This is a genomic window from Desulfonatronovibrio magnus, assembly GCF_000934755.1.
GTDB classification, from domain to species: Bacteria; Desulfobacterota; Desulfovibrionia; order Desulfovibrionales; family Desulfonatronovibrionaceae; genus Desulfonatronovibrio; species Desulfonatronovibrio magnus.
On sequence record NZ_KN882175.1, the window covers coordinates 535,132 to 546,742 of the forward strand.

Consider the following 11,611-nt stretch of genomic DNA (forward strand, 5'->3'; position numbering starts at 1 on the left):
AAACGATTCCAGTTACTTAGAAGCACTAAAGCACCTCAAGCCCCATCTCCCTGATCAACCTCATATCTTCACCACTGTTTCTGCCTTGTCTGGTAAGATAATTTCCAGTCATGACCGAACTGGCCCCGGCCGGATAAATAAATGGATGCAGCTCACCAAGGTTTTCCACTCTACCGCCACATACAATAATATCTTTTTCCGGCAGAATATAACGAAGCATGCAAATGATTTTCAAACATCTCAACGGAGTTATGCGCGGAGAATTTTCCAATGGGGTGCCTGGAATGGGAACCAAAAAATTAACTGGTACACTAACAACATCCAATTCTTTAAGCACCATAGCCAGCTGTATGACGTGAGCGTCAGTCTCACCCAGACCGAAAACCGCACCGCTGCATACATCCAGACCAGCCTTAACAGCGGCATTTATGGTCTGGACGCGATGAGAAAAATCATGGGTGGTACATATTTTTGCAAAAAAATCAGGTGCAGTCTCAAGATTGTGATGGTAGCGAGTAAGACCTGCTTCCTTTAAAAGTTTAAAATCCATCTCAGTCAAAATACCAAGAGATGCACAAACACTGACATTACGTGCCTTAAGCTCAACAACCGCCTTACAGACCTCCTCCACTTCATTGCGGGACAGTCCTTTGCCTGAAGTCACAATGGAGAACCTTCCGCACCCGGTTCCTGCGGCTACCATGCCGATATCCACAAGCTCATGATGAGATTTCAGTGGATAGTTATGGATACGCTGCTTATAGTGGGCTGATTGAGCACAAAACGAACAGTCTTCAGAACAGCTGCCTGACTTGGCGTTGGTAATGGAGCATACCCCGATTTTTGCTCCATGATATTTTTCTCTCAAAAGAGTGGCTCCAGGGAATAGTTGAAACGTATCCCTGTAAGGCAGCTCCAGAAGATTCTTGATTTCTTTTTCCGTCAGACGCTGGCCTGACTCTGATTTCACAGCTAACTCATAAAAATAGTTCATCAAATTTTTTCCTTAACATATCAGGAGTTATTGACTCAAGAGAGTCAAGCTGGGCTATAACCTGGACATTGCTAAACCTTTCAATAGCCTGTTTATGGTCACGATTGATTCCATCGCTTAAAATAACGCCCAGAATATCAATAGAGCGGGTTTTCAAGGCTTCAATGGTCAGCAGGGTATGATTGATCACTCCAAGTTTGTTGCGGGCTACTATCAAAGCTGGCAGATTCAGCTTTTGAATCAGGTCGATCATCAGGAAATCATTATTAAGAGGTACCAGCAGTCCTCCGGCCCCTTCAACAATTAAAGGAAACACATCAGGAGATTTGATCTTCTCCGGATCAATATATGAACTGTCTAAGGCAGCTGCGAGATGAGGAGATAGTGGTTCTGCAAAAGAATAAACTTCCGGAATAATCCTGTTCTCCGTGATACCGGCCATTTGCCTGACCATATCACTGTCTGAGACCAGCCTGGAACCTGTCTGCACCGGCTTCCAGTAAAAAGCATCAAGTCCGCGCACCAGCATGGAACTGACTATGGTTTTACCAGCTTCAGTATCAACCCCTGTTACAAAAAATCTGTCAGGAAAAACAAATGCCATCAATTGTTCCTGGTGCCTACAATAAGCTTTTGACCCGGGTGAATGGCATCATTGGGTGACAGGTTATTCAGTTCCCTGATTCTGTCCACTGATATGTTATGCCTGAGTCCTATGCGAAAAAGATTTTCACCAGGCTGAACTTCATGTAAAATATGATCTGCATCTGCTGAGGGAGCTGCTGCAGGTTCAGGAGGTGCAGGCCGTGGTGCCGGCTCTGGCGCAGGCCTTGGTGCCGGCTGCGGTGCTGGACGCGAAGCAACTCTTGCAGATTGATCTTCCATCTCTGAAAACCTCTGCCGCAAATCGTCAAGAGTTTCGCGCTGGGCCTCTAAAGCGGCTCTAAGATCAGCGGTTTGCCCCGGCTCTGCTGCAAAAGGATCCCGGCCTAACAATTGTCCTTCAATTTCCATGACCCTGTGCTCCAGAGTATCCATTCTGGCAATCACTTCTCTTAGCTCTGCCACAGGATATTCCGGGCTGCTGCCACCCCTGGCAAAGATGACAATAATCAGAATAAGAATAATCGCTCCTGCTGCAGCCAGGGCATAAATAATCATGTTTTCCTGCTGCCGGCCCGCATTTACTGCTACATTCCTTCTTCCGCTGGAAACAGGCGTTTCCTGCTCCAGATCATCAAGCTTGTTAATCCAGTTTTTCTTTTCCATGATAAACTCCTTATCTTGAGAGCTTTATAGTTTTATTTACTTGAGAGTTAAAAGTTATCTGTTATCTGTTAGCTGTTAGCTGTTAGCTGTTATTTGTTATTTGTTATTTACCATCAGCTTTGTCAACAATCTCAGCTACTTACCAACGCCTCACCCGGGCGGCCCGGGACCGAACCTGTGAGCAACTTAAAGAGTCTGTCACTTTTCTGAAAATTGGGACAGTCCCCGCGAGGTACTATAAAAAAGATTGATACTGCATTGGTTCCTGGCAGAAATTGGCTTTAATGACAAAATTTACACAGCGAGGGACAGTCCCTGTGCCAGGCGCAAAGCTCCCATCTTTGACGGAACTTTGCTGGCAAATGTGCATGAATCATAAGCAAAAATCGTGAAAATGGTAAAAATTATAAACGTCTGATTTTATTAGCAAAACGATTCCAGTTACTTGTAAGCTCCTCACTCGGGAGATCGGGCTGCATGGGTGAAGCGTTCATTATGTTCAAAATCCCATGCTTAAACCTTCTACCTTCACCCCTCATTCTTCTCCCTTCTCCCTTCAGCCTTCTCCCTTCAGCCTTCTCCCTTCAGCCTTCAGCCTTCCACCTTCAGCCTTCTCCCCTCAGCCTCAAATATTCTCAGCTGCATAGCGCATCGCTTGTGTCAGCTTAGCCACATCTTCCCTGTCTGCCACATATGGAGGCATTACATAAATCAAATTCAAAAAAGGCCTGATCCACACCCCAAGCTCAACAAACATCTTCTGAGCCAAAGCTGTATCCACCATGTCCTCCATCTCCAGAACTCCAATAGCACCCAGCACTCTGACTTCCCTGACCCCGGGCAAATCAATGCAGCTTTCAAGCCCCTTGCGCAGTTCCTGTTCTATAAACATTATCTTTTTTTGCCAGTCACAATCAAGTAAAAGTTGTATACTCGCCACAGCTGTAGCGCAGGCCAGGGGGTTGCCCATAAAGGTTGGACCATGCATAAATGCTCCGGGAGATCTGCTGGATATAACCTCAGCAATCCGGTCAGTACACATGGCAGCGGCAAGGCTCATGTAGCCTCCGGTCAAAGCTTTGCCCACGCACATTATATCCGGAGTAATGCCGGCATGCTCACAGGCAAAGAGTCTGCCTGTTCTGCCAAAACCTGTGGCGATTTCATCAGCAATAAGCAGAAGATCATATTGTCTGCAAAGCTGCTTAACAGCATTGAGATATTCAGGTGAATAAAATTTCATCCCCCCTGCCCCCTGAACAACAGGCTCAAGAATAAATGCAGCAACTTCACGGTGATGCTGCTTTATAAGATCTGCCGCTTTTTCGAGATGTTCAGGCAGGCAAGGTTCAGCAAAACCGCATCCAGGCGATGGTGCAAAAAAATTCCTGGGCAGAAAGCCTGAAAACAATGTGTGCATTCCAGTTACCGGATCACAGACAGACATTGCCCCGAATGTGTCCCCATGATAGCCTCGTTCAAGGCTTATAAACTTTGTTTTTTCAGGTTTACCAGCAGCATGCCAGTATTGCAGCGCCATCTTCAAGGCAACTTCCACGGAAACCGAGCCTGAATCACAGAAAAAAACCTTTTCCAATCCCTGGGGTGTCAAGTCCCTGAGCATTTGCGCAAGTTCAACAGCAGGTTCATGGGTAAAGCCGCCAAACATGACATGTGCCATCTTGTGCAGCTGTTTTTGCACAGCCTCATTTAAAACAGGGTGATTATAGCCATGAATAACGCACCACCAGGAAGCCATACCATCAACAAGCTCTGTTCCGTCTTGCAGCCTGACCCTGACACCGGAAGCTGATTCCACAGGGTAAACTGGCAGAGGTGAAGCAAGAGAAGTGTAGGGATGCCAGATATGGCCCCGGTCAAAGTCGAGCATTTGTGTCCAGTTCATAAGTATTTACGGGTTTGATGTTCACAATTGGCAGTTTTGATCATTTTTCTTATACCCATCCAATGGCCCTGACAACAATCTGTACTCCAGCAATCTCGTACGACTTGGACAGCCTGGCCAGAATAGTCTCATCTTCCAAAGGAACGAAAAGAGCTATAGTGATGGAAGGTAAGGTAAGATTGCTGGCATAGCTTGCAGCCTGCTGGATATAACGTTTCGTTTTGGCCTGATTTGTATAGTTTTTTACCTCAATGACTCCTTCTTTGTCAGTGCATTTCAAATGCAGATCTACGCGGCCATTACCTGTAGGAAACTCGGGGCTGACGATACAATAGTCCTGCACTGCGTTTTGCAGCCAGGCATAAAGATGGAAATGTCCCACGTACTCAGTATAGTGCAAATCTGTGCGACGAGGCTGATTGTGCCAGGGATTGAGCCCGGAATCCTTGAGCCGTTGCAGGTAAAAAACATAACGATCCAGCAATGCAGGCAGATTTAATTCCGGCCCTGAGAAAACATCCAAAAGCTCATCCATCGGCTCTAATGGCAGTATCGGGGGCCGCTCGCCCATCAGATCCCTGGTCAAAGCATTGTAAAGGCATGTCTGAATATAAGGTGAAGCAAAGCGGCATACATACCTGACGGCTCCACCATCAAGATTTTTTTCCTTGTCGATCACACCCAGCAGATAAAGATAACTGCACCACTCGGCTCTTATGCTGAAGGGCAGATCAGAGCGAGTAAACAGGTCAAGAACCTGGGGCAGATAGGGCGACTGTGCTTTCTTAATAAGATTGAGGATGGAATTATTCCACTCAGTATGCACAACAGCAAGATATGTCTCTTCCCAAACTGCCATATCAATTACCTTATCCTGGCCTGGATTGAATTTGGTGGTCAGCAACTCTCCAAACCAGCAGACCAGACCAGGCTGTCCGCAAGTAGCTGCATGGACAGCATTTACTACCTCCGGGCTGACCTTTTGCCCACTTTCAGTCTGGTACTGACCAAATAGATCACTGACTTCCGCCTTTGTAAAATTCGGCACATGCAGGGAACGCTGAACATTGAAGGGCGATCCCCGCTCACTATCTACACCGAGAACAGCCCTGACACCAATGAGAGCCAAACCATGCAGAACAAAATTACTCCGATCCAGATACATGTCTCGGAACAGACTCACCAGTCGATCAATGACTAAGGCCGGCAGTTTGTCAAATTCATCAATCAGCAAAATAACAGGGCGATCAAACAAACCTGAATCAGCCAGGAACAACTCACTTAGTTCCTCCCAGGATCTGGGTCTGTCAATTCTCTGCTTAAAGGCACGGCGGAACAAATGCGGTACCCTGTCCAGAAAAACATCCGGCGAATCCTCCTGTTCCATAACAATGCCCTGCATGGACATCATGGCCACATGAAACAGTTCTTTATATTGATCTTTAACAGCTTGAGCCACCTGCTGCATCACCCATGTCTTTCCAGACTGTCGGGGTGCCCAAAGGGTAAAATAGTGTCCGCCTTTCTGGGGATTGCCTATCAACTGCTCAATACAATTATCAATCAAGGCAGTGCGCGCAACGCAGAAATGCTCTTGGCAGTCCACAGGTCCGTATGAATGAAAATATCTCATGACATTGACTCCTGCACATCTATTTCCGTATACCCTTTATCGCTGAAGCCACACTTTATTTTAAGCTGGAAGAAGACTGGATGTTTTGAGGCTCGCGGCGGGCACAAGTGCCTGCTCCCGGTAGCCGGGACAATCTTTTTTTAGCCTTGACAAGAGCAATAATGCCCAAGCTCCTAATCCTTCAGCCTCAAGCCTTCAGCCCTCTGTTTTCTGCCTTCAACTTTCCGCTTTCTACTTTCTACTTTCTACTTTCTGCCTTCCACCTTCAGCCTTCAGCCTTCTCCCTTCTCCCTTCAGCCTTCAGCCTTCAACAACCGCCAGAACGCTTCCACAAAAAACAAGATTCACGCTGCTGCCTGCTCATTTGCTTTATGCAGGCAATCTTGACAGCAAAGAGTACAGATGGCAACATAATCGAGATAAAATAATAATCACTTGAGAGTTCAGATTTCGTAGAGTTAAATAAACACTTATAAAATCTTACACCTAACCCCAATACTGTCAAGACACACCATCACAGTCACATGATTAAACCAGCCGACCACGCCCAGCGCTCTTATGCCTTAGATCCATCAAAATCATTTATAGTTCAGGCCCCTGCAGGTTCAGGCAAGACAGAACTTCTGACCAGACGTTTTCTGCGTCTTTTATCACTGGTACGTGAGCCTGAAGAAATCCTGGCCATTACTTTTACCCGAAAGGCTGCTGCTGAAATGCGCAGCCGCATCATTACCTCCCTGAAAGATGCAGCGCTCGGCACAACTGTAGAGCAGCCTCACGAGGCTGAAAACAGAGCTCTTGCTCAAGCCGCCCTGGACCAGGACCGTCAAAGAGAATGGAATATTCTGCAGAATCCATCACGGTTAAAAATCAGAACCATTGATTCTTTCTGCCTTTATCTTGCCGGTAGAATACCGGTTCAATCCGGCCTTGGTGGAGAACCTGAAGTTACCCAGGATCCCAGTCATCTTTACAGCCAGGCTGCAGAAAATACTCTGCTGGAACTTAATCGGGACAGTCAATGGTACGAGCCATTGAAAAGAATCCTTCTGCTGCTGGACAATGACTGGGCAAAAGCCAGAGATTTGATCATCAACATGCTGGAGCTCAGGGATCACTGGCTAAGGCTAATTGGATCCGTTCCAGACCGTGACAATATGCGTCGTATTCTGGAAAACCATCTGCAGAATGAAGTTCGGCGCGGACTGGAGCATCTTTCACTGGTGGCTGGCAGATGTCTTAGTCCTGAAATCATTTCCACTCTTGTGAGGTGTATGCGGCATGCCTGTTCCAACCTCGAGAACACCAACCCGCAATCCATTATTCTGAAATGGAATGATGCACCAAAGTTTCCTGGTGCCAAATACGCTGACAAAGACAAATGGCTGGCCCTCAGGGAACTTCTTATGACCAGACAGGGAGAATGGCGGAAAACAGTTACCAAAAACATCGGCTTCCCTCCGGCTCAGAAAGGTAAGAAGGGTTGCGAGAACAGTGAGCGCAAATCAGAAATAATAGAACTTCTAAACAGCGTTTTTCCTTCTCAGAAAGATTTCAAGGAGGCTCTGGTCGGCATTGACCTTCTTCCCGAGGCCGAATTTCTCGACCCCACCTGGCAGGATCTATCCAGCCTGGTAGACATTCTAACTATGGCTGTAGGCCAGCTTTACCTCGTCATGGTTCAGAAAAAACAAGTGGACTACACAGAAGTTGCCAGGTCTGCTCTCCAGGCCCTGGGCAGCGAAAGTGAACCTTCAGAGCTGCTTTTGCGCTTAGATTATCAGATTCAGCATATTCTTTTTGATGAATTTCAGGATACCAGCATCAGCCAGCAGGAAATGCTGACCCGCATTACTTCCGGATGGACCGGCAATGATGGCAGAACAATTTTTCTTGTAGGTGATCCCATGCAATCCATATATGCTTTCAGGGACGCAGATGTTGGTGTTTTTCTAAGCGCTAAACAGACTGGAATAGGACAGATTAAACTCCATCCTCTGGAATTGAGTGTCAATTTTCGTTCTGATCAGGTGGTTGTGGACTGGGTTAATCAAGTCTTTCCCGATGTTTTCCACTCTCATGAAGACCTTGTCAGTGGAGCTGTCACCTACTGTCCCATGCAGGCATGGCATGGTCAACAGGGGCTGGTTCAAATTCATCCCTTTGTTGATTCAGAGCCGACTGTTGAGGCAGCAAGAGTATTGGATATAATCAACGATACCAGAGATAAATATCCTGAGGACAGTATTGCTGTACTGGTCAGAAACAGATCCCACCTGCAGGATATTGTCGGGCTTATGCGTGGGGAAAAAATTGACTTTCAGGCCGTGGAAATTGAACCTTTGCATGAGCGACAGGTGGTTTTAGACCTTTTATCTTTGACCAGAGCATTGTTAAGACCAGGGGAATCCCTGTCCTGGTTGTCTGTTCTGCGCGCCCCATGGGCTGGTTTAGATCTCAAAACTCTGACCAGTATAGTAGAACATGACCGGCAGAAATCCATTCTTGAAAAAATTGCTCAACCTGATTTGCTCAAGGGAATTGACCATGAGGCTCTGAAAAGAATTGAAAAACTTAAGTCCATAATAATTCCTGCCATCCAAAATCGAGATAGAAAGCCTTTGAACTCCCTTGTGGAAGCTGTCTGGTTTTCTCTGGGCGGACCTGCCTGTCTTGAAACCAGTCAGGAAATTGAAGATGCCCAGGCATTTTTCAGACATTTGCAATCCAATCTGAAAAGCTGGTCCATCGAAGATCTCAAGCATTTCCAGGAATCACTGGCCAGGCTGTATTCCAGGCCCGGCTTTCAAAGCGACAATCCTGTCCAGATAATGACTGTACATAAGGCCAAAGGCCTGGAATTTGATACTGTCATTATCCCGGCTCTGCAAAAACCTCCAAGAGGATCAGACAAGCTCATGCTGCAATTCATGGAATTGCCGGCCCAGGATGAAACAGGATTTTCCAGACTTCTTCTGGCTCCCATCGCACCTTATGGAGAAGAATCTCACCCTACTTATAAATACATTGAGAATCTTAAAAAAGAACGAGAATTAAATGAAGCCGGCCGCCTTTTATACGTGGCTGTAACCAGAGCAAAAAAAAGGCTGCATCTGACAGGTACTGTGAAACAAAAGCTGATAGAAGATCAATTGCACATCAGCACTCCCCCTGATAATACTTTTGCCAAAATTATATGGACGGTCCTGGAGCCTGAATTTTTAAACGCGTCTGCTAATAGCAATGGGCTCAAGCAAACTACAGCTGAACCACAACCCAGGCACAACATCTTGACAAGGATTGCCCCGGACTGGACCCAGCCTGAGTTGCCAGTCAATCAGTTTGATTTTCTGAAGAAAACCCAGTTGACCAAAGAGAGCTTTGAACCTGTAACATACCACTGGGCCGGTGATGCCATCAGGCATACAGGCACACTTGTACATGATCTTCTGCGGACCATAGCCCAGCAGGGGCTGACAGACTGGAGCGATGAAAAGGTGGACAATATGGAGGATTCCATAGAGAAAGCCCTTTTACGCCTTGGAGTAAGCAGAGTCGATCTGAATCTTGCCATGAAAAAAGTAACCAGGGCCATCAAGAACACCATTAATGATCCAACAGGCAGATGGATCCTTGACAATCATAAACAGGCCCGTAATGAATACGCCTTAAGTTCTTACATTGATGGAAAACTGATCAGGGTCGTCATGGACAGAACTTTCCTGGACAGTTACAATACAACATGGATAATCGACTATAAAACAGGTACCCACGAAGGGGGAAACCTGGAAAGCTTCCTGCACACTGAGATGGAAAGACACAGCAAGCAGATCAGCACGTACAGGAAGATTATGTTTCTTCATGGCGCAAAAAACGTAAGGGCAGGTCTGTATTTCCCTCTTCTCAAGTCATGGTTGGAAATGCCCTGAGTTCGCATTTTATCAATGACAGCAAGTTTTTGCATGAAGTGATTCCAAGCAACTAAAACCAATACACCGTAATGATTAAAAAAATAATTGACTTTCTAAGCAAGAATATCTGGCGGATCAATACTGAGGATTTGCCGGCGCTCAAAGGCTATTTAGTTCATTTGCTGCAGATAGTTATGCTGGCTGTATACGGATTCGGCAAAAACGACTGCATGCGCCGAGCCTCAGCCCTGACTTACTATACCCTGCTTTCCATAGTACCTGTCATGGCCATGGCCTTTGGCATTGCCAAAGGTTTTGGACTGGAAGATGCCCTTTACCGGCAGCTTGAGCATTACCTTGGAGCTCACGAGGATATCCTGGAACAGGTAGTCGGGTTTTCTTATACACTTTTAGAAGAAACCAGGGGCGGAATCATTGCTGGGGTGGGTTTTATTTTCCTGCTCTGGTCTGTGGTCAAGGTACTGACCAATATTGAACTGTCATTCAATGCGGTTTGGGGTATAGAAACACCGAGAGGATGGGTCAGGAAAATTACCGAGTATATTTCCATCATGCTCATAGCTCCAATCCTGATTATCATATCCGGAAGCATGACTGTCTTTCTGTCAACAGAACTCGGAGTTCTGGCCACAGAAACCAGATGGCTGAGCTTTATGGATGTTCTGGCTGGCCTCGTCCCCAGAGTCTTGCCGTATCTTCTTATCTGGCTGCTGTTCATCTTTTTGCTCATGGCCATGCCCAATACCAGGGTCAAGCTCAAATCAGCGGTAATTGCCGGCATTATTTCCGGAACCCTTTTTCAGATCATGCAATGGGTTTACATAACCATTCTCATGGGTACTCTGCAATATAACGCAGTTTATGGCAGTTTCGCCGCTCTGCCACTTTTTCTGATCTGGCTGCAGGCAAGCTGGATGATTGTTCTCTTTGGTGCTGAACTTTCATTTGCCCATGCCAACGTAAGGCGCTTTATCTATGCCTCTGAGGTAAAAGACATCAGTCAACATCATAAACATAAAATATCACTGCTGACCATGACCCTAATTATCAAAAATTTTCAGATACAAGGCCAGGGCACAGCCTCCAGCCAGATTGGTGACAAGCTCGGTCTGCCCCCCCTGCTTGTCAATGAAACCATAAAGGATCTTGTAAAAGCAAAGCTCGTTGTCAAAATTTCACAAACTGAAGAAGAACATAATGTTTATCAGCCAGGAAAAGATATTAACATTTTAAGCATCAGCTATGTACTTCAAGAGTTGCAGAAAAGCGGATCATCAGATATCCCTGTAACCGGAGGCCAGGCTTGGAGATACATATCCACGTCCATGGATCGATTCTATGAAGCCGTGGAAAAGTGTCCCGATAATAAATTACTCAAGGACATGCCTGAACTTGAATAAAACAGAAAACCTGTTATTGGTTAATTATATTAAAATAAGACAAAAAGGACCGGTTTATGGACGCAAACAAAATCAAGGACAAAATAACTCCCCAGGTATTAGAGACAATTTTCCCCATTGAACGCAGCAATGACTTTTTTGAAGCATTTTATGGAGATTCTGCTGACAGCCATTTTGACATTCGGCTTGGCCTGGAGAAAGTTGAAGAATCAAGGATTATACTTGCCTTCCACCTTATTCAACGCCCAGGCAAGTGTCTGGCCTGCAATATGACCTATGGACTGCCCCAGGTTCTGGACAGACATCCCATCATCAACATCAATGGACTTGTCAGTGATCTTGCTTCGCAAGTTGGACTTGATCCATCCCAAGTTCAATGGAAGCTGGGCAATACTCATGAAAAATCATCGGAATTGCATACAGTCCCTTTGATTATTACATTTAATTGAGAGTTAGACGCTTATAAGTAACTTGAAT

General features: G+C 46.0%; 8 protein-coding genes. 3 read left to right on the plus strand and 5 right to left on the minus strand.

The annotated features are described in order from the left end of the window. Positions 1-25: 25 nt before the first annotated feature. The 5 genes from bioB to LZ23_RS14260 form a co-directional block, all read right to left on the minus strand. Positions 26-994, minus strand: coding sequence for a biotin synthase BioB (gene bioB, locus LZ23_RS14240; protein WP_045215103.1), 969 nt, complete (start codon positions 992-994; stop codon positions 26-28). Then, positions 978-1,598 carry a dethiobiotin synthase gene (gene bioD, locus LZ23_RS14245; RefSeq protein WP_045215105.1) on the minus strand — a complete coding sequence of 207 codons (621 nt, stop codon included), beginning with the start codon at positions 1,596-1,598 and terminating at the stop codon, positions 978-980. Before bioD ends, bioB begins: the two co-directional genes overlap by 17 nt. After that, entirely contained in the window at positions 1,598-2,263 is a 666-nt protein-coding gene (locus LZ23_RS14250; protein WP_045215107.1) for a LysM peptidoglycan-binding domain-containing protein, read from the minus strand. The genes bioD and LZ23_RS14250 overlap by 1 nt, the downstream gene beginning before the upstream one ends. 625 nt (positions 2,264-2,888) lie before the next feature. Further along, complete coding sequence (bioA, locus tag LZ23_RS14255; protein WP_045215108.1) at positions 2,889-4,169, minus strand: adenosylmethionine--8-amino-7-oxononanoate transaminase; 1,281 nt, start codon at positions 4,167-4,169, stop codon at positions 2,889-2,891. 49 nt (positions 4,170-4,218) lie between these two features. Continuing rightward, a complete protein-coding gene (locus tag LZ23_RS14260; protein ID WP_045215110.1) occupies positions 4,219-5,802 on the minus strand; it encodes an AAA-like domain-containing protein in 1,584 nt (527 codons plus the stop codon). Between the two features lie 524 nt (positions 5,803-6,326). On the opposite strand from LZ23_RS14260, the gene LZ23_RS14270 reads away from it, so the two are divergent. The 3 genes from LZ23_RS14270 (at position 6,327) to LZ23_RS14280 (ending at position 11,583) form a co-directional block, all read left to right on the plus strand. Beyond that, positions 6,327-9,731, plus strand: a complete 3,405-nt coding sequence (locus tag LZ23_RS14270) for a UvrD-helicase domain-containing protein (protein WP_045215113.1) — start codon at positions 6,327-6,329, stop codon at positions 9,729-9,731. A gap of 71 nt (positions 9,732-9,802) precedes the next feature. Next, positions 9,803-11,134: a YihY/virulence factor BrkB family protein gene (locus LZ23_RS14275; protein WP_045215114.1), complete on the plus strand. Its 1,332-nt coding sequence runs from the start codon at positions 9,803-9,805 to the stop codon at positions 11,132-11,134. 56 nt (positions 11,135-11,190) lie between these two features. Further along, the gene (locus LZ23_RS14280; RefSeq protein WP_045215117.1) at positions 11,191-11,583 is read left to right on the plus strand and encodes a hypothetical protein; all 393 of its coding nucleotides are present in this window, start codon (positions 11,191-11,193) and stop codon (positions 11,581-11,583) included. The last annotated feature ends 28 nt before the right edge of the window (positions 11,584-11,611 follow it).

Bases quoted from the DNA above. Each gene is read 5' to 3' on its own strand.
- bioB (WP_045215103.1), bottom strand. From the start codon at position 994: ATGAACTATTTTTATGAGTTAGCTGTGAAATCAGAGTCAGGCCAGCGT.
- bioD (WP_045215105.1), bottom strand. From the start codon at position 1,598: ATGGCATTTGTTTTTCCTGACAGATTTTTTGTAACAGGGGTTGATACT.
- LZ23_RS14250 (WP_045215107.1), bottom strand. From the start codon at position 2,263: ATGGAAAAGAAAAACTGGATTAACAAGCTTGATGATCTGGAGCAGGAA.
- bioA (WP_045215108.1), bottom strand. From the start codon at position 4,169: ATGAACTGGACACAAATGCTCGACTTTGACCGGGGCCATATCTGGCAT.
- LZ23_RS14260 (WP_045215110.1), bottom strand. From the start codon at position 5,802: ATGAGATATTTTCATTCATACGGACCTGTGGACTGCCAAGAGCATTTC.
- LZ23_RS14270 (WP_045215113.1), top strand. From the start codon at position 6,327: ATGATTAAACCAGCCGACCACGCCCAGCGCTCTTATGCCTTAGATCCA.
- LZ23_RS14275 (WP_045215114.1), top strand. From the start codon at position 9,803: ATGATTAAAAAAATAATTGACTTTCTAAGCAAGAATATCTGGCGGATC.
- LZ23_RS14280 (WP_045215117.1), top strand. From the start codon at position 11,191: ATGGACGCAAACAAAATCAAGGACAAAATAACTCCCCAGGTATTAGAG.